This window comes from Mycobacterium sp. NGS56 (genome assembly GCF_059812425.1).
The window spans coordinates 251,020-276,751 of sequence record NZ_JCALCQ010000002.1; the positions used below are offsets into that span (position 1 = coordinate 251,020).

The window sequence follows — 25,732 nt, forward strand, 5'->3', positions numbered from 1 at the left end:
AATATTTCCCAATTAGCCATAAGTTAAACGGCCTTGGCCGCCTGCCAGGTTGCTCCGCGCCAGGCTGGGTATGACCTATGCACAATGGCACAATGGCAGGCAGCACAATGGCAGGCACCGACGCGCACCCCGACCCACCCCCGTGCGCCACGCAGTTGCGGGAAGTGTTGCGCTGCGCGGCATCGGCGCTGAAGGAGCACGGACCGCGTTTCGCACTGGCCGGCAGCTACGCGTTGTGGGCTTATGGCGCACCGGAACCCAGTCACGACGTGGATCTGGTGGTAGCGGAATCCGACGTGGAAGCCGCCGTGGCGACCCTGGCCGGTGCGGACTTCGTCATCGAGCGCCCGCCCGAGGACTGGCTGTTCAAGGCCCGTAGGGACAGCATGGTCGTAGACATCCTGCATCGGCTCAACGGCGTGCCCGTCGACGACGCCACGTTAGACCGCGCCGAACAGCACGATGTGCTGGCGATCGGCATGCCGGTGCTGCCACCCACCATGGTGCTCGTCCAGCAGCTACGGGCGCTGCACGAGCATCACTGCGACTTCGCGAAACTGCTGCCGGCGGTGCGCGCGGTGCGCGAACGGCTGGACTGGGATGCCATCAGGAAGCTGACCGCCGACAACGACTACGCGGTCGCGTTTCTGGTGCTGGCCGACCGACTGGGCCTGACCCCTTAGTGTTTGCGCAACTTGGCGACCAGCTTGTCCTTGGTCAGGCTCGAATAGCCGGACATGCCAAGCTCTTTGGCGCGCTTTTTGAGTTCCGGCACCGTCCAGTCCTGGTAAGAGCCGGATTTGCCGCCTCGGCGCGCAACCTTCGACTTACCCTGGCCGGCGGCTGCGTTGGAAATGCGTGCGGCCTTTTCCTTGGAGTCGCCCTTCTTGCGCAGGTCCTGGTACAGCTTCTCGTTCTTGATCGACGAACGCGGCATGCTCGATCCTCCTGTCCACGATGAGACGCCCTGGTTTTCCGAGTGCCCGCCCCGGGCGCGATGAAAACCATGTCCTAGGCGGGAACTGGGTCTGTGCGCCGCTCCCAGCAACGGTGCCTGGCGAGAGCGGCGGCGAATTCCTCGGCGAAGCGGTCCGGTAACTCGTCGGCGGCGGCTTTCGTGGTGATGACGGCCTGATCGTTGAGAACGTCGGTGTCCTCAGCCAGGCGGTTGGCGATGCCGGCGGTGCGCAGCAGGTCAACACCCGCCCCGTAGGCGCCGATCGGCTTCAAGTGTTTGTAGGCTTCGGTCACGAAGTGCACGGCATAACCGTCGTCGGACAGTGTCGCTATGGACCGCGGCCCGCACGCCACCACGACGGCGTCGTACAGAACCGACGCCATCGTCGTGAACGATCGGTCGACTCGAAGCTCGCCGCCGGATCCGCCCTCCAACGTGCCGCCCGCGACCGGGGCCAACACCTCGACCAGCGCGCCGCGTTCGCCCATCTGATCGATGAAGCGTTGTGTTCCCACCACGTCGACGCCGTCGGCGGCCAGGACGGCGATCTTGCGCGAGACGACGGTGTCGCTGACACCGATTTGGGAGAGCGCCGGCGACGCGGCTACCCGATCGTCGACCGGTTCCTCCGGGGGCTCGGGCAGACCCAGCTTCGCCGCCACCTGCCCGGCCAGCCCGCCGTCCACCCGCGCGAGTTGTGCTACGACGGCCGAACGGATTTCGGGCACTTCGACCTTGCCCAGCTCGAAAGCGAAGGCGGCAACGATGTGCTCGGCTTCGACCGGCGACATGCTCTGCCAGAACATTCGCGCCTGGCTGTAATGGTTCTCAAAGGACTTGGCGCGCTTGCGCATTGCCTGCCCATCCAAACGTTGGGTGTAGTGTCGGAACACGTTCTCGTCGGCGAGTGCGGGGCAGCCGCCGCCGATGCTGTTCTTGAAGTAACTCGAGCGCCCCTGCGGGATCGCATGCTGTCCGTAGCCGTCGTGCTGGTTGGTTCGGACCTCGGCCACCGGCCGGTTGATCGGCAGCTGGGCGAAGTTGGGACCACCCAGACGGATCAACTGGGTGTCCAGATAAGAGAAGTTCCGGAACTGCAGCAGCGGATCATTCGTGAAGTCGATGCCTGGGACCACGTTGGCGGTGTGGAAGGCGACCTGCTCGGTCTCGGCGAAGAAGTTGTCCGGGTTGCGGTTCAGCACCATCTTGCCCACCGGGCGTACCGGAACCTGTTCCTCGGGAATGATTTTCGTGGCGTCGAGCAGGTCGAAATCGAATTTGAACTCGTCCTCCTCGGCGACAAGCTGCACACCCAGCTCCCACTCCGGAAACTGGCCCGACTCGATGGCCTCCCATAGATCGCGCCGATTGTAATCGGGGTCCTTGCCGGCGATCTTCTGGCACTCGTCCCAGATCAGCGAGTGCACACCGAGTCGCGGCTTCCAGTGGAACTTCACGAAAGTCCCTTCGCCGGTGGCGTTTACCAGCCGGAAGGTGTGCACACCGAAGCCCTGCATCATGCGGTAGCTGCGCGGCAGCGCCCGGTCCGACATCAGCCACATGATGGTGTGCAGGGTCTCGGGCTGCAGCGACACGAAGTCCCACAGCGTGTCGTGTGCGGACTGCGCCTGCGGGATCTCGTTGTGCGGCTCGGGTTTCACCGCGTGCACGAAGTCGGGGAACTTGATGCCGTCCTGGATGAAGAACACCGGAAAGTTGTTGCCCACCAGATCGTAATTGCCTTGTTCGGTGTAGAACTTGGTGGCGAAGCCGCGTACGTCGCGGACCGTGTCGGCCGATCCGCGCGAGCCAGCGACGGTGGAGAATCGCACGAACACCGGAGTCTGAACGCCCGGCGTGGTCAAAAATGCGGCCGCCGTGTAGTCCGCCAGCCAGTCGTCGTACGGCTCGAAGTAGCCGTAGGCACCGGCCCCGCGCGCGTGCACCACGCGCTCCGGAATGCGCTCGTGGTCGAAGTGGGTGATCTTCTCCCGGGCGTGGAAATCCTCGAGCAGTGTCGGTCCCCGCTCGCCGACGGTCAGCGAATCGTCGGTGTGGTCTACGCGGACGCCCTGCTGGGTGGTCAGGTACCCGGTGTCGCGACGGAATCGGGCCGAGTCGAGATCACGCTGTTTCGGATTTTGATCGGTAGCCATGGCTCGTCTCCTTCCAACGGAGAGGGGTACCACGGCCCACCCCATGCAAACGGCGTGAATTGTGCCCCTATCCACCGAGAGGAGGGTTGCCTACCATCGATAGGGGTAGTCGAAAGCGGTGATTGAGACGGCTGAAGTCGGCGCCCTGCAAGGTGTGGTAGCGATCGGTGCGTCGGCGGGCGGCGTCGAAGCGCTGTCGAATGTTGCCGCCGGGTTGTCGCCGGACGTGCCCTACGCCTACTTGATGGTGCTCCACATACCCGCCGGGGCGCCGAGCATCCTGGCCCGCATCGTCGACCGCAACGGCCCGTTGCCCGCAATCGCCGCCCAAAAAGGCTCGCGCCTCGAGCCGGGCCGCATCTATGTCGGAATCCCGGACCACCACCTGCTGGTCGCCGATCACCAGGCGCAGCTGTCGCAGGGGCCGACCGAGAACGGACACCGGCCAGCCATCAACGCGTTGTTCCGGTCGGTGGCCCTGAGCTTTGGGCCCCGAGCGGTCGGTGTACTGCTTTCCGGCGTGCTCGACGATGGCGTGCTGGGCATGGCCGCCATCCGTTCGCGCGGTGGCATCACCATCGGTCAGACACCCGAGGACGCGCTGTTCCCCGCGATGCCGACCAGCGCCCTGGAGGCGGGCGTGGTGGACCGTCAGGTCCCGGCGGCCGACATCGGCGCGGTCCTCAAGGAGCTGTCGCACCGAGAGATAGAGGATCCTGACATGGAGCGCGACGCCGCGATGGAACTGGAGAACCGCATCGCCATGACTTCGAGGTTCTCGACCGATTTCGACACTCAAGAACTGGGCGCGCCGTCCCGCTATACCTGCCCGGACTGCAACGGCTCGTTGGTTTCGATACGTGAGGGCAATTTTCGCTGCCAGGTCGGTCATGCGTGGACGGCGGAGGCCCTGCTCAGCGCCCGCGATGAAGAAGTTGACGGCGCCCTGTGGGTGGCGCTGCGCAGCCTGCAGGAAAAGGCCAGGTTGGCCCGCGATGTGGCTGGTAAGACCCGCACCGGTCTGGTCTCCCGCCGCTACACCGCGATGGCGGACGAAGCGGAGCGGGCGCTGGCGGTGCTCAGCGAGCGGCTGTCATCCGCTGCCCCGCATCGCGGTGAGACCGATGACTGACCTCGACGCCGCCGTCCACATCGTGCAGGAATCACGTGATGGTGTGCCGATCCTGGCGATGGAAGGCGTGCTCGACAGCTCGACTTACCGAACCATCCGCGACACCGTCATCAAGGCGGCCATCGACGAGCCCCTCGCCGTCGTCGTCGACATCAATCGCCTGCATGCGCCGTCAGCGTCGGCCTGGACCGTGTTCACCAGCGCGCGCTGGCACGTCAGCGTCTGGCCCTACGTGCCGATCCTGCTGGTGTGCACCGCGTCGGGGGTGCGGCGGGAGTTGAAAAGGACCGGCGTTACCCGTTATGTGCCAACGCATTTAACCCTAGAACGTGCACTGGACGCCGTGCGGGGCCAGTCGCTTCAGGTTCGCCGGCGGGCACGCACCGAACTAGCGCGAAACATCAGCAGCCTCGATGCCGCGCGCAGCGTGATCACCGACTGGCTCACCCAGTGGGACGTCCCCGAGGCGATACCGGTCGCGGCGACGGTCGCGACCATCTTCGTCGAAAACGTCCTCGACCACACCGAGAGCGCGCCGGTCCTGATCGTCGAGAACTATCAGGACTGCGTCACGGTCGCTGTCGAGGACACCAGCTTCCATTTGCCGGGCCGGCACGAGGATCCCGACCGTGGCGCCAACATCGTCTCCGGGCTGGCAATCGTGTCCGCGCTGTGCCGGGTGTGGGGCGCCACCCCCACCACGTCGGGCAAAACGGTGTGGGGATCGGTCGGGCGGGAAAACCAGCTCTGACTCCGCGAGTAGTGTTCAAGTCCTTCGATGAACCTCTTATCGAACGGGACGTGCATGGACTCCACGACGGACGAGGCTTTCGAGGGCCTGTTGCGCTACATGCGGGATTCGCGCGGCTTCGACTTCACCGGCTATAAGCGGACCTCGCTGATGCGCCGCGTCCGGCATCGAATGGATCAGGCGGGCTACACCGCCTTCGATGAGTACCTCGACTTTTTGCAGGCCAGTTCGGACGAGTTCACCGCGCTGTTCAACACCGTCCTGATCAACGTCACCTCGTTCTTCCGCGACCCGGATGCCTGGGAGTTCGTTCGCACCGAGGTCATTCCGCGACTGCTGGCCGAGCGCGGCCCCGACGACCCGATTCGAGTGTGGAGCGCCGGCTGCGCCTCGGGTCAGGAGGCCTACACGCTGGCCATGCTGCTGGCCGAGGCGCTGGGACCCGATGGGTTCCGGCAGCGGGTCAAGATTTACGCCACGGACGTCGACGAGGACGCCCTCAGCCAGGCGCGCATCGCGTCCTACGATGCCAAGGCGGTCGAATCCGTACCCCCGGATCTGTTGGAGCGCTACTTCGAACAGGTCAACGGCCGCTACGTGTTTCACAAGGACTTGCGCCGAGCGGTCATCTTCGGGCGTAACGATCTGGTCAAGGACGCACCGATCTCGCGCGTCGACCTGCTGGTGTGCCGCAACACTTTGATGTATCTCAACGCGGAGACGCAACGAAACGTGTTGGGGCGGCTGCATTTTGCCCTGGCACCGCAGGGCACGCTGTTCCTGGGACACGCCGAGATGCTGCTGAGTCACGGCGACCGGTTCGCTCCGCTGAACCTGAAACACCGCATCTTCCGCAAGGCGCTCGGAGGCAACGGTGGTGTGGATCGCTACGATCCGAACTCGGCGTTTTACGAACGCAGCATGGACCTTTCGGGGTTGACGACGGTGCGGGATTTGGCCTTCCGGGCCAGCCCGGTGGCCCAGATCGTGGTCACCGGCGAGGACACCGTCGCGATGATCAACCAACAGGCGGAGAGCATCTTCGGGCTCTCGGCCCGCGACATCGGTCGGCTGTTGCGGGACCTCGAGGTGTCATACCGCCCTGTCGAACTGCGCGCCTACCTGGAACAGGCCAAGGTGGAGCGGCGCTCGGCGCGGATCCAGGACGTCAAATGGCAGCGGCCGGGCGCCGAGACGGTGTGGTTCGAAATCCACGTCAACCCGCTCGTCGACGCCGAGAACGGCTTGCTCGGGGTGTCGATCGTGTTCTTCGACGTCACCGCCACCCGCGCGCTGTTGGACAAGGTCGTCCAAACCAATCGCCAGCTGGAGGCGGCCTACGAAGAGTTGCAGTCCACCAACGAAGAGCTCGAGACCACCAACGAGGAACTGCAATCCACGGTAGAGGAGCTCGAGACCACCAACGAGGAACTGCAGTCCACCGACGAAGAGCTCGAGACGATGAACGAGGAGCTGCAGTCCACCAACGACGAACTGCACACCATCAACGACATGTTGCGCGAACGCAGCCTGGAACTCGACGAAGCCAAGCACTTCCAGGATTCGCTCATCGACTCGGTGAACATGGGCATGGTGGTGGTCGACCGGGAGATGAAGGTGATCCTGTGGAACCGCGGGTGTGAAGAACTTTGGGGCCTGCGGGCGGACGAGACGACTGGGATTGGGCTGACAAATCTGGACATCGGCCTGCCGCTCGATTCTGTCCGGCCCCTGATCGGCAATGCGTTCGTCGACCCGGAGAGCTCCGGCGAAGTCGTGGTGGAGGCCGTCAACCGGCGCGGGCGCCCGGCGACGGTGCGCATCACCTGCACGTCGTTCCGTTCGGCAGAGGGGACGGTCGGCGGGGCACTGCTGTTGATGGAGGTCGTCGGTTAGCCGCTCCCGGCGTGCTGGCCCGATGCCTTGGCAGGCCACTGGGTGGAAGCCTCCTCGGCCGCCTGATGGGCCAGCTGGGCCCGGGAACGTGACTCCTGGGCCCTGCGCCGCGCTATCGCCACGGTCTCCGGCGTGGCGCCGAATCCCACGGTCAATTCCTTGCGGCGCCGTTCGAGCTCGGCGGCGCGCAGCCGAGCGAGCTCGCCCCGGGCCGCCGCGCTGTTGGTCGCGAACGCCGGGGGCAACCGATCGAGCACGTCGTAACTGGTGACGGCGGCGTCAGGTTGGTCCACCGGGGTCGTGACCGGCGATTCCCGACGGGGCGGAAGTGCTGCCCCGGCGACGATGCCGGTGAGTACGTCGGCGATTTCGGCGACGTCCAATACCAGGTCGGCGCCGGCGCGCGCGGCAGCGATCGGCATCGACTGGTACTGCGCCGTCTCGGGGCTCTGAGCGATGACGACGGCGCCCGCCAGCTTCATCGCGACGGTGCCCGCCGCACCGTCATGCCCGGAACCCGACAGCACCACGGCGACGCTGCGCGGGCCGTACGAGCCGGCGACCGAAGCCAGCAGCACGTCGAACACCAGCGCCTGATGCCGCTGCGCATTTTGCAGGCGGCAGCGGCCCTCCGAGTTCAGTTGCAGCAGTATCGCCGGCGGACATACGACCACCTGTCCGGGCCGCAGCACCATTCCGTCCCGTGCCCATTCGATCGCGCGGCCCGTTTGCCTGTGCAGGATTGTGGTCAGCAGGCTGTCGTGCCCGCCCAGGTGCTGTTGCACGATGACGGCGGCGGGGAAGTCGCGAGGTAACCCTCGCAATATGGTCGACAGAGGCTCCAAACCACCCGCCGACGCCAGCAGGACCACCAGCTCAACGCCTCGGCCATGCTCATCAGTCGTCACCTCTCAAGTCTCCACCTTGTCGACCCGCCGCCATAGTCTCACGGCGGACGATGCCGCTCTGACGCGTTCTGGCTGGTCGGGTGCGGTCCGGCAGGCGAAGCCCGGGTCACTATGCGAAGTCGCCGCGCCGGCCGTTTCGTAGGTATGCGGCAGGGTATGTGACTTAGTGTTGCTGGATGGCACGACGGCGCGCGGAGGGAATTGCGGTTGAAAATTGCAATTGTCAGTGGCGATGACGTCGTCGGGGAGGACCCGGAGCAACTGTGCGCCGCCTTGGCGGCGCAGGGACACGACGCGACGGTGTGCCTCCGGCGAGCCGCTCGATGCTCGGTGCAGGCGGCCGCACAAGGCCATTACCGCTGCCTGTCGGTTCCCGTCGGCCCGCGGCGGGCCGCCCCCTGCGCCGACGTCCTGCCCTATGTGGGGGAATGGGCCACCAAACTCGAGCGCGCCTGGTCACGCGAGCAACCCGACGTCGTGCACGCCTATGGCTGGCTGGGCGGGCTGGCCGCCCAGTTGGCCGCTCGCCGTCAGCGCCTCCCCGTCGTGCAGACGTTCCTGGGTCTGGCCGCGACGTCGCGCGGACAAGCCGACGGGGAGCACAACCGCGAACGCCTGCGCGTCGAGTCGCTCCTGGCACGCAGTGCGGCCTGGGTGACGGGCGAGGGCAGCGACGACCTCGACGCGCTGGCCCGGCTGCGGCGCCGCCGCACCCGGGTGTCCCCCCTGACCTGCGGCGTCGACGCGTCGCGCTACGCGCCGACCGGTCCCACGGTCTCGCGCAACGGCCTGCAACGGGTCCTGTGTGTGACACCAAACCCGCTGTGGTGCAACGGAATCGATATCGCCATCCGCGCCATGCCCAAGGTGTGCGGCGCGGAGTTGGTAATCGCGGAGACCGACGCCACGAACGTTGACAACAGTGACGCGCGGGCTCGCTTGCAACGCCTTGCCGCGGGGCTCGGCGTGGCCGAGCGCGTCCGCTTCGCCGGCACGGTGGGCGGTGACGAACTGCCCCAGTTGATCCGGTCCGCCGACGTCGTGGCGTGCACTCCCCGGCAGCCGCCACGGGCCGCCGCCGTGTTGCAGGCCATGGCCAGCGGCGTGGCAGTCATCGTTTCCACCATGGGCGTCCTCGCCGACGTCGTGCTCGACGACATCACCGGTCTCATCATCCCGCCGGAAAGCCCGGTCGCCCTGGCGATGGCATTGAGAAGGCTGCTCGGCCAAAGCTTTCAATGCGAGAGCATGGGCGCGGCGGGCCGCAGCCGTGCCACGTCGCGCTTCGCGTGGGAGCGGATAGCGCTCGACGCGCTGAACATTTACGAAAGCATCGGGTCGCCGGACCGGGCCCCGATAAATCCGCGATCGACGGCGGCGCGCTGATGCGGGCGCTCGTGGCGGTTTCTGAAGGCCGGCCATGACCACTACGACGAGCGGGATCGACGGCAAGGACGCCACGCTGGTCATCGGTTCCGCCGGCGAATCGACCGACGGGACTCGGCCCGACTACTGCCCGGCCCGTCTGACGCCGGATTCCGAGCATGGATATCGCCCGGCTGTAGTGCAATACAAGCAGTTTCGCACTGCCGACGCGCATGCGGTGCGGCGATTCTTCGCCGGCGCGTATCAGCCGGGCTGGCGGGTCTCCGGGCTGGCGGGCCACGCCGCGGTGTCGCACCGACGCAGTGATGCCGGCTCGATGACCGTCGACGAGGTGATGGTCCAGGGGCGTGTGACGCTCGAGATTCCGGCGGCCGACACCATCGTGGTGATCCAACCGCGCGCGGGATCGTTGAGTGTCGCGGGCGGTCCGGTGGCCACCGCCGACTTCCCGATTCTCGTCGCTCACGGCATGCCGTGCGTATTGCACTGCAACGGGGCACGTTTCGATGTGGTGACTCTCGAGGCCGACGTGATGAACAAGGTCGCCGCGGATTGGCAGTCGTCGTTGGGGCAGCAGACGCAGTTCGTCAATTGGCGGCCGCGTTCCCGTGCCGCCGTGCGGGCGTGGCAGCGAGCGCTCGATTATGTGGTCGGCACCTTGGCCTGCGCCGACACCGCCCACCAGCCGCTGATCGCCGCGGGGATGGCCAACCTATTGGCCGGTGCGCTGCTCGAGTGCTACCCGTCCAACCTCACCGAGCAAGACCCGGCCAGCGATCTCGCGCTGCCTGAAACCCTCAAGGAGGCGGTGTCTTTCATCCACCACCACACCGCGGAGGATATCGGCATCAACGATGTCGCCGCCGCGGTGCATCTGACGCCCCGGGCGGTCCAGTATCTGTTCCGCCGCCAGCTCGGTACCACGCCGACCGAGTACATGCGTCGGGTGCGGCTCAGCCATGCCCATCAAGAGCTGGTGGCGGCGACGAGCGCTACCTCGACGGTCACCGAGATCGCCCAGCGGTGGGGATTCGCCCACACCGGACGATTCGCGGTGCTCTACCGGCAGACCTACGGCCAGAGCCCGCACACCACGCTGAGACAGCAGCAGGCACCGTCCTGATCGGCGTGACGACCGGTCAGGTTCTAAGCATTTGGTAAGAATCGTTTGCCGGATTCGCCAAAACCGGACCCGACTTAGACATAAGATCGTCTCATCCTTAGCTGCGGCAACGGGGTCGCGTTGGAGGGGGGAGCGGCGATGAATGCTCGACGATCGGCTCGCCCATTTGACCCGTTCCCCGACCAGCTGCCGCGCAGTGAGACCGTGACGGTCACGGCGGCCGACGGCACCCGGCTGCACGCGGAGGTGTTCGGGCCGCCCGAGGGTTACCCGATCGTGTTGATTCACGGCATCACCTGCGCGATCCGGGCGTGGGCGTATCAGATTGCCGACCTGTCAAACGATTACCGGGTGATCGCCTTCGATCATCGCGGCCACGGGCGCAGTGGTGTGCCGCGGCGCGCGGACTACAGCCTCAAACACCTTGCCTCCGACCTGGATTCGGTGCTGGACGCAACACTGGCACCGCACGAGCGGGCCGTGGTAGCGGGTCATTCGATGGGCGGCATCACCATCGCCGCGTGGTCTGAGCGCTACCGTCACAAGGTTCCCAGGCGCGCCGACGCCGTCGCGCTGATCAACACCACCACCGGTGATCTGATCCGGCAGGTGCAACTGCTGTCGGCGCCCGATGGATTGTCGCCGGCGCGAGTCCTCGCCGGGCGGGCCCTGATCACCGCGTTCGGTGGGTTACCGCTCCCACGTGCCGCCCGCATACCGAGCCGATATGCGGTGGCGATGCTGGCCACCGGGCGAGACGCCGACCCGAGCATCGCCCGGGTGGTCTACGAGCTATTCGAGAGCACAGCACCGGCGGGACGGGCCGGCTGTGCGAGGGCGCTGGTGACGTCACTGGGGTCTCGGTATCTCAATCTGGACGGACTGACCGTGCCGACGTTGGTGATCGGCAGCGAACGCGACCGGCTGACCCCGATTAGCCAGTCTCGCAGGATCGCACGCACCACACCCAACCTGATCGAATTGGTTGAACTACCCGGCGGCCACTGCTCGATGCTGGAACACCCGCGCGACGTGAGCCGGCAGTTGCGCGGGCTCGCCGAAATGGCGATCCAGAACGCGGCCACCCGGCGAATCAGCTCATAGCAGGGCGGTGATCTCGGCGGCGGCGCGGTGCCCGGAGCGGATCGCCCCGTCGAGGAATCCGGTCCACTCGTCGGCCGTTTCGGTGCCGGCCCAGTGGATCGGCCCGACCGGTTCGCGCAGCCACGGCCCGAACCGCGTCCACGACCCCGGGGGCACCGCGGCGGTGGGACCGCCGGGGGCGAATTCCTCCACCCCCCAACGATGATCGACATAGTCCAGGGGTTTGAGCGCATCATCGCCGAAAAGCGTTGCAAAGCAGCGCAATGCGTCGCGGCGACGCTGATTGCTCGGTAGCGAGTCGAAGGCGCGGGCGTCGACAAAACCCATCAGGATGCCGGGTCCGTCCGGGTGCGGGCTGACGTCGAAAGTGATGAAGACGGGGCCCTCGTCGGACAGCGCCTGCCCGGAAAATCCGTTGGTCCGCCAGAACGGCGTGGAATAGGCCGCATACGCCTTACTAAGCCGGCCCTGCGGCCAGTGCCGGGCGAGTTGCTCGTATTCGGCGGGCAACGGAGGACTGAACTCGATCCAGGCGCGATGGGCGGGCGGGATGGCGACGATGACGAACCCGGCATCGGTCTCGCCGAGATCGCTTGTTACGGTGACGCCCGCGCCGTGCCGCTCGATTCGGCGGACCGGGGCGTTGAGCACCACCCGTGCTCCCAGCTCGGCGGCCGCGGCTTCGGCGATCTGTTGCGTGCCACCGGGGAAGTGGTCCTGTTGGGCACCGTCCTGGACGTCGAGCAGCCGGTCCAGGCCGCCGGCCGCGTGCGTGTAACGAGCGGCGTGCAGCATCGACACATCGTCGGGTTCGCATCCCCACGTCACGCGCGCCACGATCGCCATCAGGTCGTGCGAGGACGCGGTCGCACGCACCGAGCGCAGCCAGCCGCCGAGCGATAAGCCGTCGAGTTCCCGGGCACGGCGGGCATCCCACGGCGCCGCCAGCGGGATGCTGCGGGCGATCCTGTCGAACTGCCACCGCAATCGGCCGATGTCCAGCAGCCCCGTCAGCGACAGTTTTGGAATGGTGCCGTGATACGCGTGCGTCCACCCACGCCAATGGATGAGGTTCTTGCCGTCGTGGTGCGTCGGGGTGGTCGGGACGTCGAGTTCGGCCGCCATCGCCAAGACGGCGTCCTGGGTCGGCCCGACGAAAGTGCCGCCCAGATCGGCCGGCAATCCGGCGACGCTGCCGGTCAGCGACCGGCCGCCGACACGGTCACGGCCCTCGAACACCACCACGTCGTGGCCTTGTTGAGACAGCACTCGCGCCGCGGCGAGTCCGGCAAAGCCCGCACCGACCACGACGACGTCGACAATCCGCGGGGGTCCGGGCACGCGGTCCAGTGAACCGCATTTCCCCGGTTTTCACCCCCAAATTGTGCAAGCTAGCGGCCGATGGGCGGTCACATCCCAGCTGCGGCGCGGTTGCCGCCTGGGTTACGGCGCGACCGTGAGCCAATCTTTGAACCCGGACGGGTCGTGGCGGCCCAACGCGCCGTGTTCGTAAAGGCCCCAGCCCTCGACCGGCTCGCCGTCGCCGTCACGGCAGACCGCTCGGCCGACATGATCGATCACCCCGAAGCCCGCTCGGCCGATGATCGCCGGATCGGTCATGTCGTAGGTCAGGCGCTCGGCGAACTTCTCGCCCTTCCACATGCCGTGAATCCAGTCGGAGTCGCCGCCGTAGCCGCCGCCGACGTGAATCGGCACCGGCAGCTTGGACTCCACATCGAAGTGCACCCGGGTGCCATCGGGGGTGGTGGCATCGATGGTCGCGCCGGTCGGGATGCGGGTGCCGGAGCGATAATGGATCTTGACCCGCGGCCAGCCCAGCTGCTCGACGCGGCCGTCGCGCCAGATCCGGGTGCAGTCGTTGAGCGACCGGAACCCGCTGGGCTCCTCCTGGATGATCAGCACGATCGCGAAATCGTCGAATGCCATGGGCACGTAGAGCCACCACATGCCCTCGAAGGGCGGGTCCGCGGGCCGTCCCGCGGGCTCGGCCTCGCCGATCGGACGGATCCCCCAGGACCGGTCGCGGCTGCCCAGCCAGGTGTCGGGGTCGACGGTGATTTTTTGGCCGTCGATGACGATGTGGCCGCTCCAGCTGCCCAGCTGAGCAAAACGCTGCGCGTCCAGCGTGATCCGGTTGCCCGATCGTAGGACGTGCGGCTGCTCCTGGACGACGTCGAAAAGCCCCTTCCAGGTGAGATCGGCTGCGATTCCCTCGGTTTCGTCGAGGACGATCCGTAGCTGGTGCAGCGGATCGATGACCTCGACCCGGTAACCGTTGACGTGCTGGTTGAGCCGGTCGGAGTCGATGGCGTCCGATACGTGGACGGCGGTCTGGGTGTCCCCGCGCCTGATGAGCAGGAACGCATCCTTGACCCCGAGGTTGGGGTAGTAGCCGATGCCGCTGATCACGAAGATGTTTCCAGTGCGGTCATGGGCGTTGAAGTACGAGCGATCGTAGAAGTTGCGGTCCGAAGAGCCCGGCCACGCGATCGGCTGGGGAATCTGATGTACGGGAAACTCGTCGAGCGGTCCGAGCATTACTGGTCCTCTCCGATAAGACTCTCTCCGATTAGGCGCCGCATCAATCCGGCGTGGTAGAACAGTGATTCGACATCGTCGGGCTTCTCGGTCTCGCCGAAGTGCACCCGCCGAGCGCCGGTGCGCATGAACACGCAAGCCCACATCACGCCCGAATACACGTAAAACCAATGCAAGTCGCCAACTTCGACGCCGGCCAACCGCGCGTAGGTGGCGCGCACGTCCTCCTCGCGCATCACGTCTGGCAATCCCGGTAGCGTTGCCAGGCCGGCGAGTTCTTGAAAGACCATGTGTGCGAATATCATCCAGGCCACATCGAGCTCACGCGGGCCCAACGTCACCATTTCCCAGTCCAACACCGCCACCGGCCGGAAGTCGTTGTACAGCACGTTGCCCACTCGGGCGTCGCCCCACAGCAGCACGGGCTCGACGGCGGCTGCCTCGGCCGGCCAATTGGCTTCCAGCCAGTCGAAAGTACGCTCCAGCAACGGCGATCGCCCGATGTCGGGCACCGCGAAGTCATACCAGGACCGCACCCAGTTGAAATGCTTGCGCATCGCGGTGTCCCCAGGTTGCCCTTCGGTAAGGAACCCAAATGTGCTCTGCACGTTCGGAATCGAGTGCAACGTGGCCAGTACGCCGACGGTGGCGTCCTGCAGTTCGCGCTGCCGCTCGGCGGGCGCGTCGGCGAACCAGTTGCCCCCGAAGGTGTACGGCATGACGTCGGGTGGCACCTCGCCATCGACGTAGTCCATCACGAAGAACGGTGTGCCGAGGACGTCGCCGGTGTTCTCCAGCCAGCGCACCCGCGGCACGGGCACGTCGGTCAGCTCGCCCACTTTCCGAATGACGTCGAATTGGTGGTCGAGCCGATAGGTCGGGAAGACCTGCACGTCCTCAGCCGTGGGAGCGACCCGCGCGACCAGCTTCTGCTCGGTCGATTGCCCGTCCTGTCGCCAGCGGGTGGTCAGGATGATGGTCTCGGACGACATGCCTGTTGAGTCCACGCCGCTCTCCACGATCACCTCGGGATTCGCGCCGTCCGGCAGTACGGTGGAAAGCCAGCGTGACAGCACCGTCGGCAACGTGGAGACGTCGCGGCTGGAGCGCTGGAGCCGGTCGATTTTGTCGACCGCCGGTTCTGTTGCCATAAGGTGCCTCCTTCGCCGAGGCAATTACGATACGGTAGGTAGCGTTATGAAAGCAGACCCGTCCGGCCTTGACAAGGCCTCCGGCGCCGGTCGCCCGCGCGATCCGCGTATCGACTCGGCGATCTTATCGGCGACCGCGGAACTGCTTGTCCAAACGGGTTATTCCAACATCAGTCTGGCTGCGGTCGCGGAGCGGGCCGGCACCACGAAATCCGCACTGTACCGGCGGTGGTCCAGCAAGGCCGAACTGGTGCACGAGGCCGCCTTCCCTACCGCCCCGACCGCGCTGGAGTCGCCGGCCGGGGATATCGCCGCCGACGTGCGGATGATGATCGAGGCCACCCGTGACGTGTTCACGACTCCGGTGGTGCGCGCCGCGCTGCCCGGTCTGGTCGCCGACATGACGGCCGATCCCGCGCTCAATGGGCGGGTGATGTCGCGCTTCGTGGACCTGTTCACCGCGGTGCGGGTCCGGCTGCGCGAGGCGGTCGACCGCGGCGAAGCCCATCCCGATGTGGATCCGGACCGATTGATCGAGTTGATTGGGGGAGCGACGATGCTGCGGATGCTGTTGCGTCCGGAGGAAGACCTCGGCGACACGTGGGTGGAGCAAACCACGGCCATCGTGGTGCACGGGGTGCGGCAATGACGGGGCGGCTGGCGGGGCGGGCCGCGATTGTCACCGGCAGTAGCCGCGGCCTGGGCCGGGCAATCGCGTTGGCCTTGGCGGCTGACGGTGCCGCGGTGGCGGTTGCCGGCCGCACCGAAGAAGTATGGGATGACCGGCTGCCGGGGACCATCGGCCAGACGGTCGCCGATATCGAGGCGGCCGGCGGGCGCGCGATTGCGGTTCGAGCCGATTTGACCGACCGCGATCAGGTCGCCCGGTTGGTAAAGTCGGCGCGAGAGGCATTGGGCCCGATAGGGATTCTGATCAACAACGCGGCCTTCACAGCACCAGGGCGGCCACCGGCAGCCGGTGGGCAACCGCGCGACAAAGCCGCCAAGGCCGTGGGTGCCGCCGCCACGCCTGCGGGTGCCGCCGCAGCAAAGCCGGCGGGTGCCGCCGCCAAGCCGGGCTGGCCGGGATTCATCAGCACGCCCCTGCACGCGTACCGCCGGCATTTCGACATCGCGGTGTTCGCGGCGTACGAGCTGATGCAGATGGTGTGCCCCGACATGATCGAGGCGGGCGGCGGTTCGATCATCAACATCACCTCGATCGCATCGCGATTGCCCGGCGACGGCCCCTACGCCGACCGGACCGGAGGGGTGCTGCCCGGCTACGGCGGTTCCAAGGCCGCACTCGAGCATCTCACCCAGTGCGCGGCCTTCGACCTCACCGACCACAACATCGCGGTGAACGCGCTTTCGCCCTCCAAACCGATTCTCACGCCGGGGCTTTCGTATTATGCCCGCAACTTCGATGACACCGCGTCGGCGGACGAATTCGCCCGCGCGGCGGTCGAATTGGCGCTGGTCGATCCCGCCAAGGTAACCGGACGCACCATTGGCCACCTCCAGGTCCTCGACGGCAGCTTCTGTCCCTTCACGCTGGACTAGCGAGGCGCGATCGCCGTCACCGCATCGATGATCACGGCGACTCAACATCATTCACCCTCAGGGGGGTCGGGATCGCCGCGCAGCAGCTCGTCGGGATGGTGCGCGTGATTGACGACCGGCGGTCCGGTGCCGTCGGTCCAGCCGAGTCGCCCGTTGCGGACGACGGTGCGCCGTTCGCCCCGGCCCACCGCGCCGTGGTCCGATCCGCAGGCGAAGAACAGGTTGTCCGCGTCGGTCGGACCTCCGTCTGCCCATTCGTGTGCATGGTGAACCTCGCAGTGATACCCGGGTTCCAGGCAGTTGGGATGGGTGCAGCCGCGGTCCCGGGCGTAGCAGATGAGGCGTTGATCCGCGGTGGCGATGCGTTTCTGCCGGCCCAGATACAACGGCCGGCCGGTATGCTCGTCGAAGACGGCGAGGTAGTGAATTGCCTTGGCGGCCATCCGAATCAGGTCCGGCATCGGCAGTCGCGAACCGCCGCCGGTCCGCGCCGGGACGGGCATCTGAGTTGACGAGTCGACCGTGGCGTGTGCGGCCTGGTCGAGTTCAACCAACGTCGTGGTGGCCACCACGGTAACGGGGTGGCCGCGGTGCGTCCCGAGACCACCTGAGGCGATGGCGATCTCGAGTCCGAGTTTGAGGGCGTCGTGGCGGCGTTGGCCCGGTGTGCGATCGTCGCGCGCCTCGGGATCGGCGTCTGGGGTCTGATGACGGCCGGGCCGAACCGCCGCCTCGATGGCTTCGAAGTAGGCCCGGGCCTCGGGATCCAGGAAACCGGTGAGCCGCGACATCCCGTCGGGGCCCTGTGTGCCCAAGTGCACACCGCGACGGCGGGCCCGATCTGCATCACCGAAACGTCCATCGGGATTGAGATAATCGGCAATCCGATGGCCCAGCCTGGTGACGACGGCCGCGTCGAGCTTGGTCGCGTGCCGTACCAGCGTGCGCTCCGCGTCGGCCGCGTCGCTCCCGGAGACGCAGGAGGGCAATGCGTCGACCGCGGCACAGACTGCGCGGATATGGTCCTCGCCGACTGCGCCGGCGGCCACCGCCGCGGCCAACGCCGGGAGCTCGGGTTCCAATGGGGCGCCCGTCAGCGAACGTCGAGGGAGCAGGCGTGCGGCGAGTCTGAAGCGCCGCGTGATTTCTCCGGGCGTGATCCGAAGCCGCGCCCACAACATGCTCCGCAACGCGGGAACACATCCGGCCCCGTCAGGCGGGTCGGCGATTTCGCCGAAGACCCGATACATCAGGCCCCGATTGAGGCGATGCTGGGCTTCCAGTCGTTCGGCGAAGTCGACCCGGAAGGCGTTACCTACCACGCCCGAAGGGGTCTGGCGCAGCACCTGGTGGGCCGCATCGATCGCGTCGAGCGCGGCGCAGATGCGTTCCCGCGCCTGTTCCGCGTTCATGAAAACGCCCACGCAGTCCACGGTATCGAACATATATTCGAATACGAAGCCCACGGGATGAATATGTGGATGAACTGCCGACTGTGGATGAATGACAACGCCGGTCCTGGCTCTAGAGCCGCCTGACGTGCAAGTATGGGGAAAGCCAGTGCCGCAACTACCAATCGAGTGGCGGGCCTATGCGTGGTATGGACAAGCCGACAGGGCGAGTCGTTGCCCTGATCGTTCTGCTGCTCGTCGTCGCTGCCGCCCTGCGCGGCTACCTTCCCGCTCGTCACGATGCGATGCGCAGCGAGTCGAGCGGCCGCGGGACGCTGGCTTTCGTGGTGGCGGTTCTCGCGGTGACGCTTGCGCTGATCGCGATCGCCGTGGTGGCGCGGTTGCGAGACCCCCGCGTGCCCGCGCCGAGTGCCGGTGCTATGTCCGACATGCTGGGCACCGGCAAGGGACGACCGAGCTGGCGCGTGTTGTTGATCGGACTCGGCGTGATCGTGGCCTGGCTGCTGATCGTGCTGTTGCTGGCCAGGTTCCTGGCCCACGGCGTCGCTCCCGGCCCGTCACCGCCCGATTCCGGCGGGGCACCGTCGACCCACCCGCCCGCACAGCCACCGGCGCAGCATCCGCACCGGCCTCGCGACGCCTCCCCGAACATGCTTGGGATCCTGTTCGCCTGCACGGTTGCCATGCTGGTGATGTTGGTCGCCGGGACGGTCGCGTCGGCGCGGCGGCGCTGGCGCCCCGCCGCATCCGGCATCGTCGACGAGCCGGCGGAATCCCCGGCGCCTGCGCCGCGTTCGGAGTCACTGGCGCGGGCGGCCGAACGTGGACTGGCCGAGATGAGAGACCCGAGCCGCGAACCGCGAGAGGCGATCATCGCCTGCTATGCGGCGATGGAACGTGAACTCGCACACGTTCCCGGCGCCGTCCCCCAGGAATTCGACACCCCGACCGAGGTGCTGGCCCGCGCGGTTGAGCACCACGCTCTGCACGCGGATAACGCCGTCCAATTGGTGAACTTGTTCGCCGAGGCGCGGTTCAGTCCCCACGTGATGAACGAGGGCCACCGCGACACCGCCGTGCGCGTCCTTCGATTGGTCCTCGACGAGCTGAGCTCGCGGAGCGCAGCATGAGAAAGATTACCTCCCTGGGCGTTTGCCTCATCGTCGGCACAGAACTGCTGGTGCTGACCCAGCATGACCGACGGTGGGTGTTGGCGGCCTCCGGTGTGGGGCTGGCTCTGGTGCTACTGAGCCTCCGTCGGGCCCTGGCGCGCGGATTCGACGCCGACGCGGAGCCGGCCACCGACGAGCTCGGAGACTCGTTGCGCCGCTGGCTGGCCAACACCGAGACGACGATTCGGTGGTCGGAGTCCACCCGGGCAGACTGGGACCGGCATCTGCGCCCGATGCTCGCGCGCCGTTACGAGATGACAACTGGTCAAAGACAATCCAAAGATCCCGCATCCTTTAACGCAACCGGACGCATGCTTTTTGGCGCGGAACTGTGGGAATGGGTGGATCCCAACAACGTCACGCGCAGCCGCGACGGCCAACCCGGCCCTGGCCGTGCGGCACTGCAGGAGATTCTGCAAAAGCTGGAGCAGGTATGACAGGAGGCGCGATCCCGACATGACGCTGCCGGCCGCAACCACGACGGCCCACTGCGAGGCGATCCTCGACGAGATAGAACGTGTGGTGGTGGGAAAACGCTCCGCGCTGCGCCTTATCCTCACCACAGTCCTCGCGCGCGGCCACATCCTCATCGAAGACCTGCCCGGCCTGGGCAAGACGCTGATCGCGAGATCCTTTGCCGCCGCCTTGGGGTTGCAATTCACCCGGGTGCAGTTCACGCCCGATCTATTGCCGGCCGACCTGCTCGGCTCGACGATCTACGACATGCAGTCCGGACGCTTCGCGTTCCGGCCCGGCCCCATCTTCACCAATTTGCTCCTGGCCGACGAAATCAATCGCACGCCGCCGAAGACCCAGGCGGCGCTGCTGGAGGCGATGGCCGAAGGCCAAGTCAGCATCGACGGCGAAACACACCAGCTGCCACAGCCTTTCATCGTGCTGGCCACCGACAATCCGATCGAGTACGAGGGCACGTATCCGCTGCCCGAGGCGCAACTCGACCGGTTCGCGATCCGGCTGGAACTACGGTATCTCAACGAACGGGACGAGACCTCGATGCTACGCCGCCGCCTCGAACGCGGTTCGGCGGAACCGACTGTCAACCAGGTCGTGGACGCGCACGACCTGCTTGCCATGCGTGAATCGGTCGAGCAGGTGACCGTACACGAAGACGTCCTGCACTACGTGGTGTCGCTGGCCAATGCGACGCGACACCATCCGCAGGTTGCGGTGGGCGCCAGCCCCCGCGCCGAACTCGATCTGGTGCAACTCGCCCGCGCCCGCGCGCTGTTGCTCGGCCGCGACTACGTCATCCCCGAGGATGTGAAGGCGCTGGCCATCGCGGCGGTCGCACACCGGATCACTTTGCGCCCCGAAATGTGGGTACGAAAGATCCAGGGCGCCGACGTGATCGCAGAGCTGCTGCACCGTCTACCGGTGCCGCGAACCGGCGCCAGCGCTGGTGGGAACCCGGCGTGACATCCAGCGTTGGGGTCGAATTCCGCTGGCGTGCATCGGAATTGACGCGATCTATCGCCACCTGCGCGGGGTTTGCGATGGCCGCCGCCGTGATGGACGCCCGATGGCAGCTGGTCGCCTTCGCGGCGCCGCTGCTCGGCGTGCTGTGCTCGATCAGTTGGCAGCGGCCGGTCCCGACTATTCGGGTGCATGGCGAGCCCGACGCCCAGCGTTGCTTCGAAAAGGAGCAGGTGCACATCAAAGTGTGGGCGACCGAAGAACGCGGGAGGTCGGCAGTCCAGGTCACGATTCCCGACATCGCCGGCATGGAGCTCGAAATCGCCGAATCCGATGCGCCCCAGGCGAAAACCGTCACGGCCATCGCGCAGCGTTGGGGCCGGTACGCCATCGGGGCCCGCATCGACGTCGTTGCCCGAGGTGGGCTGCTCGCCGGAACGGCCACAGTCGCGGCCGCCGAGGTCATCGTGTTTCCCTTGACGCCGCCACAGCTGACACCCATCCCGCAGACCGAGCTGCTCGACCGGTTGGGCGCCCACCTGACTCGCCATATCGGTCCGGGCGTGGAGTACGCCGACATTCGCCTTTATGTGCCGGGCGACCAACTGCGGGCGGTGAATTGGCCGGTGAGCGCGCGCCGCGGTCAACTGCATGTGACGCAGCGATTGACCGACCGCGCCGCTGACGTGGTGGTCCTGATCGACGGGTACCGGCAGCCCGCGGGTCCGGCGACCGAGGCCACCGAACGTGTCGTGCGCGGGGCGGCGCAGGTGGTGCAAACCGCGTTGCGCCACGGTGATCGGGCCGGCATCGTGGCTCTCGGGGGCAACCATCCGCGTTGGCTGGGCGCCGACATCGGGCAGCGCCAGTTCTATCGGGTGCTCGACACCGTCCTGAACGCCGGCGACCGATTCGAACACACCACGGGCACGCTGGCGCCGCGCGCGGCGGTTCCCGCCGGGGCGATCGTCATCGCCTTCTCCACCCTGCTCGACACCGAATTCGCCTTGGCCCTGATCGATCTGCGCAAGCGTGGCCATGTCGTACTGGCCGTCGACATTCTCGATAGTTCGCCGTTCGAGGAAGAACAGGATCCCCTGGTGGACCGGATGTGGGCGCTGCAGCGCTCGGCGATGTATCGGGACATGGCCACCATCGGCGTGGACATCGTGTCGTGGCGGGGCGATAGCGCTCTGGAACAGTCCATGGGTGTGCTACCGGATCGCCGCCGGCGGGTGCGGGGGAGGCTTCGTGGATGACGCCGGCTCGGGCGCGCTGGCGCGGCTCCGGGCGCCCGCGTTCGCGACGTGCTTCGGTCTGCTCATGGTGGGGCTGGCCGCCGATGGTTGGCACGGCTCCGCGGTGGTCGCCTGGGTGGCGGCGCTGATCGCGGTCGCGGTGGGCATCGTAATCCGGCGTGCCGCAACGGTTGCCGTACTGCTCGCCGCGGTTACCGTCATCCTGTCCGACCCGCCGGTGATATTCGTCGCGCTGTCCGGCTTGTGCGCCGCCGCCTACCTGGTGTGCCGTCACACGGTCGGCGCGTCGGCCGCGGTGGTGCCGGACAGTTGGCCGACGGCGGCCGGCGCCGTGGGGTTCACGTTCGCCGGGTGGGTCGCGACGTCATTTCCCTTGCAGTTGCCGTGGTTGCCGTTGGTGGCCCCGCTGGGGGCACTGGTGATCTACCTCCTGGCCATCCGGCCGTTCATGAGCTGACCGGCCATGCCGCGGGCCGCGTCAGTGCAGCAGGACGGCGGCCTGGTCGGCCAGGTCGAGCAGCGGCTGCGGGAAGATGCCCAGCACCACGGTGACCGCGGCGCACACCGCGATCGCGGCCTTGCTCAAAAACCCCGGCGCCAACACGTGCGGGGTGTCCTCCGTCGCCTCCGTGAAGAACATCGACACGATGACCCGCACGTAGAAGTACGCGGCGACGCCGCTGGCGACCACACCGACGATCACCAGGGGTACGGCACCGCCCTGGGCGGCTGCCTTGAAGACGGCGAGCTTGCTGACGAATCCACTGGTCAGCGGGATACCGGCGAACGCCAACAAGAACATCGAAAACATCACGCCCACAATGGGCGAGCGCTGACCCAGGCCTGCCCAGTGCGAGAGTGTCGCGTCCTCGACTCCGTCGGCGTCGCGGATCAGACCGACGATCGCGAACGCGCCGACGGTGCTGAAGCTGTAGGCCAGCAGATAGAACAACGTGGCGGAGAGGCCCGTATGGTTATCGGCGATGACGCCGGTGAGGATGAATCCGACGTGGGCGACCGACGAGTAGGCCAGCATGCGTTTGACGTCGGTCTGGTTCACCGCCGTGATGGTGCCGACCGCCATGGTCAGGATGGAGATGGCCCACAGCACCGGACGCCACTGATCGTGCAGCGGCGGCAGCGCCACATAGATAACCCGAAGCAGCGCACCGAAAGCCGCGACTTTGGTGGCCGCCGCCATGAACCCGGTGATGGGGGTGGGCGCGCCCTGGTAGACGTCGGGAATCCAGGAGTGGAACGGAACGGCACCGACCTTGAATAGCAGGCCGACCGACAGCAGGGCGACGCCGACCAGCGCCATCGAGGTCTCGCCGCGCGCGGCCAGCGCATCGCGGATACCCGTCAGCAGCAGCGTGCCGGTGGCGCCGTAGAGCAGCGCGACACCGTACAGGAAGAACGCCGACGAAAACGCGCCCAGCAGAAAGTACTTCATCGCCGCTTCCTGCGAGAGCAGCCGACGGTGACGGGCCAGGCCGCACATCAGGTATAGCGGCAAGGACAACACTTCCAGCGCGACGAACATGGTCAACAAGTCGTTGGATGCGGGGAAGACCATCATGCCGCCGACCGACAGCAGCGCCAGCGGGAACAGCTCCGTCTGGGCGGCCCCGGCCCGTTCGGCCTCGCGCTCGGCGTCGCTGTCGGGCACCGCCGAAGCCTGCGGCGTAAAGGAGTCCAGGCCGCCCGAGCCCGCGGTGCCGACTCCCACGGACACCGTGCTGTCCGCCTTGGCTTGGGCGCGTTCGGCGATGAAGATGACCGCCATCACCGCGACCAGCAGCACGGTGCCCTGCAGATACAGCGTCGGGCGGTCAACGGCCATCGCGCCCAACAACGCCACGCGCCCCGAGCCTGGGATCGAGCGGCTCACGGCGATGACGGCGACGAACGCCGCGATCAAACCGGCGAGCGAGAGTGTCACCTGCCCGGCGTAGCGAATTCGCCTGGGCAGGAACGCCTCTGCGAGCACACCCAGCACGGCGACGCCGAACACGATGAGTGTCGGGCAGAGCAGGAAGTACTGGATGCTCGGGGTAGGGAGGGTCATCGCGGTCCTTCGGCGGTCCGGTGTAGTTCGGCCGGTCTGGGTGTCCCCACCGGGACGGTCGGCTTCGGGTCATGCTGGCCCATGGTGGTCATGGTGTTCTCGACGGCGGGATTGATGATGTCGAGCACCGGCTTGGGATAGATGCCGAGCATCAGCAGCAGCGCGATCAACGGTGCGACGACGACCAATTCACGTCCGCGCAGATCGCCGATCTTCTCGTTGCCGCTGGCGACCGGCCCGGTCATCACGCGCTGGTACAGCCACAGCATGTAGACCGCCGAGAGCACGAGCGCGGTAACCCCGAATCCGGCGGCCAGCCAGTACCGGCTGAAAGTGCCCAGCAGGACCAGGAATTCGCTGATGAACGGCGCCAGGCCCGGCAATGACAGGGTTGCCATCGCCGAGACCAGGAAGGTGCCCGCCAGTATCGGCGCCACCTTCTGCACGCCGCCGTAGTCGGCGATCGCCCGGCTGCCGTGCCGCGATATCAGGAATCCGGCGATCAGGAAGACCGCGGCCGTAGACAGGCCGTGGTTGAGCATGTACAGCGTCGACCCGCTCTGCCCCTGGCTGGTCATCACGAAGATGCCCAGGATGATGAATCCGAAGTGTGAGATCGAGGTGTAGGCGATCAGCCGCATGATGTCGGTCTGACCGATGGCGACGATCGCGCCGTAGACCACCCCGATGACCGCCAGCACGACGATCAGCGGGCGGAAATACGTTGAGGCGCCGGGGAACAGCTGCAGACAATAGCGCAGCATGCCGAAGGTGCCGACCTTGTCCATCACCGCCATCATCAGCACCGCGGTGGCCGGGGTGGCCTCGACGGCTGCGTCGGGCAGCCAACGGTGGAACGGCCACAGTGGTGCCTTGATCGCGAACGCGAACATGAAACCCAGGAACAGCGCCTTGAACACCGCGGAGTCCGCGCCGTAACGACCCGACGCGACGCCGGCCACGATCTCGCGGAAGTCAAAGGTGCCCGCATTATGCTGCGAGGTCACCACGTACACTCCGATGACCGCGGCCAGCATGATCAGCCCGCCGAACAGGTTGTACAACAAGAACTTCACGGCCGCGCGCGACCTGCCGGGGCCGCCGCCGAAACCTCCGATCAAAAAGTACATCGGGACGAGCATGGCCTCGAAGAAGACGTAGAACAGCAGCACGTCCAGGGCGACGACCGAAATGAGCACCATCGACTCGATGGCCAGCGTCAAGGCGATGTAGGCCTGCACCCCGCGGCTGCGCTCGCCGCTTCGTGACCATCGCGCGCTCGGCGAAGCCGGGCGCAGCTGGTCGTCACCATCGCCGTCGTTCCAGCCGGCAACCTGCAGCACTGGAATCAGCACCGCCGTCAGCAGCACCAGCACCACCGCGATGCCGTCGACACCCAGGGTGTAGCCGGCGCCGAACGCCGGGATCCACGGATGCTTTTCGACGAATTGGTACGGCGCGCCACCGGTTTTGAACCCGACCGTGACCACGACGGCCACCGCCAGGGTCAGTACGCCGAAGACCAGACCCGTCCACTTGGCGAGCTGCCGCAGTCCGGGCGGCATCAGGATGATCAGCACGGAGCCGGCCAGCGGCACCAGCCACAGCACGCTCAGCCAGGGAACGCTATTCATGAGCGCCGCTCCTTGTCATCGCTTCGTCTCCGCAATCGGGAGGTACTGCCACATCGGTTCGCTCGC

At 66.7% G+C, this 25,732-nt stretch carries 23 protein-coding genes; 14 read left to right on the plus strand and 9 right to left on the minus strand.

All coding sequences use genetic code 11. The annotated features are described in order from the left end of the window. The first annotated feature begins 107 nt into the window (after positions 1-107). On the plus strand, positions 108-683 hold the full coding sequence (locus AC5Y4F_RS08450; RefSeq protein ID WP_499996395.1) for a nucleotidyltransferase: 576 nt from the start codon (positions 108-110) through the stop codon (positions 681-683). Here the strand turns inward: AC5Y4F_RS08450 and AC5Y4F_RS08455 are convergent. Both AC5Y4F_RS08455 and AC5Y4F_RS08460 read right to left on the minus strand, forming a co-directional pair. Further along, a complete protein-coding gene (locus tag AC5Y4F_RS08455) occupies positions 680-937 on the minus strand; it encodes a DUF7218 family protein (RefSeq protein WP_067931506.1) in 258 nt (85 codons plus the stop codon). The genes AC5Y4F_RS08450 and AC5Y4F_RS08455 overlap by 4 nt on opposite strands. A gap of 74 nt (positions 938-1,011) precedes the next feature. Beyond that, a complete protein-coding gene (locus tag AC5Y4F_RS08460) occupies positions 1,012-3,114 on the minus strand; it encodes a catalase (protein WP_499995978.1) in 2,103 nt (700 codons plus the stop codon). Between the two features lie 118 nt (positions 3,115-3,232). On the opposite strand from AC5Y4F_RS08460, the gene AC5Y4F_RS08465 reads away from it, so the two are divergent. Genes AC5Y4F_RS08465 through AC5Y4F_RS08475 form a run of 3 tightly spaced genes read left to right on the plus strand, consistent with a single transcriptional unit; the run spans position 3,233 to position 6,893 of the window. Next, positions 3,233-4,246: a chemotaxis protein CheB gene (locus AC5Y4F_RS08465; RefSeq protein WP_499995979.1), complete on the plus strand. Its 1,014-nt coding sequence runs from the start codon at positions 3,233-3,235 to the stop codon at positions 4,244-4,246. Next, positions 4,239-4,997 (plus strand): STAS domain-containing protein, encoded by a 759-nt coding sequence (locus tag AC5Y4F_RS08470; RefSeq protein WP_499995982.1) that lies wholly within the window; start codon positions 4,239-4,241, stop codon positions 4,995-4,997. The genes AC5Y4F_RS08465 and AC5Y4F_RS08470 overlap by 8 nt, the downstream gene beginning before the upstream one ends. A gap of 54 nt (positions 4,998-5,051) precedes the next feature. After that, positions 5,052-6,893, plus strand: a complete 1,842-nt coding sequence (locus tag AC5Y4F_RS08475; RefSeq protein ID WP_499995983.1) for a CheR family methyltransferase — start codon at positions 5,052-5,054, stop codon at positions 6,891-6,893. Here the strand turns inward: AC5Y4F_RS08475 and AC5Y4F_RS08480 are convergent. Next, complete coding sequence (locus AC5Y4F_RS08480; protein ID WP_499995984.1) at positions 6,890-7,801, minus strand: chemotaxis protein CheB; 912 nt, start codon at positions 7,799-7,801, stop codon at positions 6,890-6,892. The two genes, AC5Y4F_RS08475 and AC5Y4F_RS08480, sit on opposite strands and share 4 nt — an antisense overlap. A gap of 207 nt (positions 7,802-8,008) precedes the next feature. Here AC5Y4F_RS08480 and AC5Y4F_RS08485 point away from each other — a divergent pair, with 207 nt between their 5' ends. The 3 genes from AC5Y4F_RS08485 to AC5Y4F_RS08495 all read left to right on the plus strand — a co-directional run bounded on the left by AC5Y4F_RS08485 (position 8,009) and on the right by AC5Y4F_RS08495 (position 11,414). Further along, complete coding sequence (locus AC5Y4F_RS08485) at positions 8,009-9,187, plus strand: glycosyltransferase (RefSeq protein WP_499995986.1); 1,179 nt, start codon at positions 8,009-8,011, stop codon at positions 9,185-9,187. Between the two features lie 34 nt (positions 9,188-9,221). Continuing rightward, on the plus strand, positions 9,222-10,310 hold the full coding sequence (locus tag AC5Y4F_RS08490) for a helix-turn-helix domain-containing protein (RefSeq protein WP_499995987.1): 1,089 nt from the start codon (positions 9,222-9,224) through the stop codon (positions 10,308-10,310). A 138-nt stretch (positions 10,311-10,448) separates the two neighbouring features. Then, positions 10,449-11,414, plus strand: coding sequence for an alpha/beta fold hydrolase (locus AC5Y4F_RS08495; protein WP_499995988.1), 966 nt, complete (start codon positions 10,449-10,451; stop codon positions 11,412-11,414). On the opposite strand, the gene AC5Y4F_RS08500 is transcribed toward AC5Y4F_RS08495, so the two are convergent. The 3 genes from AC5Y4F_RS08500 to AC5Y4F_RS08510 form a co-directional block, all read right to left on the minus strand. After that, positions 11,409-12,755, minus strand: coding sequence for a flavin monoamine oxidase family protein (locus AC5Y4F_RS08500; protein ID WP_067931489.1), 1,347 nt, complete (start codon positions 12,753-12,755; stop codon positions 11,409-11,411). The two genes, AC5Y4F_RS08495 and AC5Y4F_RS08500, sit on opposite strands and share 6 nt — an antisense overlap. A 102-nt stretch (positions 12,756-12,857) precedes the next feature. Next, positions 12,858-13,973 carry an Rv3169 family protein gene (locus tag AC5Y4F_RS08505; protein WP_499995993.1) on the minus strand — a complete coding sequence of 372 codons (1,116 nt, stop codon included), beginning with the start codon at positions 13,971-13,973 and terminating at the stop codon, positions 12,858-12,860. Continuing rightward, positions 13,973-15,124: a phosphotransferase family protein gene (locus tag AC5Y4F_RS08510; protein ID WP_067931485.1), complete on the minus strand. Its 1,152-nt coding sequence runs from the start codon at positions 15,122-15,124 to the stop codon at positions 13,973-13,975. The genes AC5Y4F_RS08505 and AC5Y4F_RS08510 overlap by 1 nt, the downstream gene beginning before the upstream one ends. 46 nt (positions 15,125-15,170) lie before the next feature. Between AC5Y4F_RS08510 and AC5Y4F_RS08515 the strand changes: the two genes are divergently transcribed. Continuing rightward, positions 15,171-15,773: a TetR/AcrR family transcriptional regulator C-terminal ligand-binding domain-containing protein gene (locus AC5Y4F_RS08515; RefSeq protein ID WP_499995995.1), complete on the plus strand. Its 603-nt coding sequence runs from the start codon at positions 15,171-15,173 to the stop codon at positions 15,771-15,773. Then, the gene (locus AC5Y4F_RS08520; RefSeq protein WP_499995996.1) at positions 15,770-16,687 is read left to right on the plus strand and encodes an SDR family NAD(P)-dependent oxidoreductase; all 918 of its coding nucleotides are present in this window, start codon (positions 15,770-15,772) and stop codon (positions 16,685-16,687) included. The genes AC5Y4F_RS08515 and AC5Y4F_RS08520 overlap by 4 nt, the downstream gene beginning before the upstream one ends. 47 nt (positions 16,688-16,734) lie before the next feature. On the opposite strand, the gene AC5Y4F_RS08525 is transcribed toward AC5Y4F_RS08520, so the two are convergent. Then, a complete protein-coding gene (locus AC5Y4F_RS08525) occupies positions 16,735-18,111 on the minus strand; it encodes an HNH endonuclease signature motif containing protein (protein ID WP_499996399.1) in 1,377 nt (458 codons plus the stop codon). 176 nt (positions 18,112-18,287) lie between these two features. On the opposite strand from AC5Y4F_RS08525, the gene AC5Y4F_RS08530 reads away from it, so the two are divergent. Genes AC5Y4F_RS08530 through AC5Y4F_RS08550 form a run of 5 tightly spaced genes read left to right on the plus strand, consistent with a single transcriptional unit; the run spans position 18,288 to position 22,421 of the window. Continuing rightward, complete coding sequence (locus tag AC5Y4F_RS08530; protein ID WP_499995998.1) at positions 18,288-19,229, plus strand: DUF4129 domain-containing protein; 942 nt, start codon at positions 18,288-18,290, stop codon at positions 19,227-19,229. Next, positions 19,226-19,708 carry a hypothetical protein gene (locus AC5Y4F_RS08535; RefSeq protein ID WP_499995999.1) on the plus strand — a complete coding sequence of 161 codons (483 nt, stop codon included), beginning with the start codon at positions 19,226-19,228 and terminating at the stop codon, positions 19,706-19,708. The genes AC5Y4F_RS08530 and AC5Y4F_RS08535 overlap by 4 nt, the downstream gene beginning before the upstream one ends. 19 nt (positions 19,709-19,727) lie before the next feature. Continuing rightward, positions 19,728-20,708, plus strand: a complete 981-nt coding sequence (locus AC5Y4F_RS08540) for an AAA family ATPase (RefSeq protein WP_067931476.1) — start codon at positions 19,728-19,730, stop codon at positions 20,706-20,708. Then, a complete protein-coding gene (locus AC5Y4F_RS08545; protein WP_067931474.1) occupies positions 20,705-21,964 on the plus strand; it encodes a DUF58 domain-containing protein in 1,260 nt (419 codons plus the stop codon). The genes AC5Y4F_RS08540 and AC5Y4F_RS08545 overlap by 4 nt, the downstream gene beginning before the upstream one ends. After that, positions 21,957-22,421: a hypothetical protein gene (locus AC5Y4F_RS08550; RefSeq protein ID WP_499996001.1), complete on the plus strand. Its 465-nt coding sequence runs from the start codon at positions 21,957-21,959 to the stop codon at positions 22,419-22,421. The genes AC5Y4F_RS08545 and AC5Y4F_RS08550 overlap by 8 nt, the downstream gene beginning before the upstream one ends. Positions 22,422-22,442: 21 nt before the next feature. Here the strand turns inward: AC5Y4F_RS08550 and nuoN are convergent, their stop codons facing one another. Further along, positions 22,443-24,032 carry an NADH-quinone oxidoreductase subunit NuoN gene (gene nuoN / locus AC5Y4F_RS08555; RefSeq protein WP_067931316.1) on the minus strand — a complete coding sequence of 530 codons (1,590 nt, stop codon included), beginning with the start codon at positions 24,030-24,032 and terminating at the stop codon, positions 22,443-22,445. Then, a complete protein-coding gene (locus AC5Y4F_RS08560) occupies positions 24,029-25,666 on the minus strand; it encodes an NADH-quinone oxidoreductase subunit M (protein ID WP_499996002.1) in 1,638 nt (545 codons plus the stop codon). Before AC5Y4F_RS08560 ends, nuoN begins: the two co-directional genes overlap by 4 nt. Between the last annotated feature and the right edge of the window lie 66 nt (positions 25,667-25,732).

Bases quoted from the DNA above. Each gene is read 5' to 3' on its own strand.
- AC5Y4F_RS08450 (WP_499996395.1), top strand. From the start codon at position 108: ATGGCAGGCACCGACGCGCACCCCGACCCACCCCCGTGCGCCACGCAG.
- AC5Y4F_RS08455 (WP_067931506.1), bottom strand. From the start codon at position 937: ATGCCGCGTTCGTCGATCAAGAACGAGAAGCTGTACCAGGACCTGCGC.
- AC5Y4F_RS08460 (WP_499995978.1), bottom strand. From the start codon at position 3,114: ATGGCTACCGATCAAAATCCGAAACAGCGTGATCTCGACTCGGCCCGA.
- AC5Y4F_RS08470 (WP_499995982.1), top strand. From the start codon at position 4,239: ATGACTGACCTCGACGCCGCCGTCCACATCGTGCAGGAATCACGTGAT.
- AC5Y4F_RS08475 (WP_499995983.1), top strand. From the start codon at position 5,052: ATGGACTCCACGACGGACGAGGCTTTCGAGGGCCTGTTGCGCTACATG.
- AC5Y4F_RS08490 (WP_499995987.1), top strand. From the start codon at position 9,222: ATGACCACTACGACGAGCGGGATCGACGGCAAGGACGCCACGCTGGTC.
- AC5Y4F_RS08495 (WP_499995988.1), top strand. From the start codon at position 10,449: ATGAATGCTCGACGATCGGCTCGCCCATTTGACCCGTTCCCCGACCAG.
- AC5Y4F_RS08505 (WP_499995993.1), bottom strand. From the start codon at position 13,973: ATGCTCGGACCGCTCGACGAGTTTCCCGTACATCAGATTCCCCAGCCG.
- AC5Y4F_RS08510 (WP_067931485.1), bottom strand. From the start codon at position 15,124: ATGGCAACAGAACCGGCGGTCGACAAAATCGACCGGCTCCAGCGCTCC.
- AC5Y4F_RS08515 (WP_499995995.1), top strand. From the start codon at position 15,171: ATGAAAGCAGACCCGTCCGGCCTTGACAAGGCCTCCGGCGCCGGTCGC.
- AC5Y4F_RS08520 (WP_499995996.1), top strand. From the start codon at position 15,770: ATGACGGGGCGGCTGGCGGGGCGGGCCGCGATTGTCACCGGCAGTAGC.
- AC5Y4F_RS08530 (WP_499995998.1), top strand. From the start codon at position 18,288: ATGGACAAGCCGACAGGGCGAGTCGTTGCCCTGATCGTTCTGCTGCTC.
- AC5Y4F_RS08535 (WP_499995999.1), top strand. From the start codon at position 19,226: ATGAGAAAGATTACCTCCCTGGGCGTTTGCCTCATCGTCGGCACAGAA.
- AC5Y4F_RS08540 (WP_067931476.1), top strand. From the start codon at position 19,728: ATGACGCTGCCGGCCGCAACCACGACGGCCCACTGCGAGGCGATCCTC.
- nuoN (WP_067931316.1), bottom strand. From the start codon at position 24,032: ATGACCCTCCCTACCCCGAGCATCCAGTACTTCCTGCTCTGCCCGACA.
- AC5Y4F_RS08560 (WP_499996002.1), bottom strand. From the start codon at position 25,666: ATGAATAGCGTTCCCTGGCTGAGCGTGCTGTGGCTGGTGCCGCTGGCC.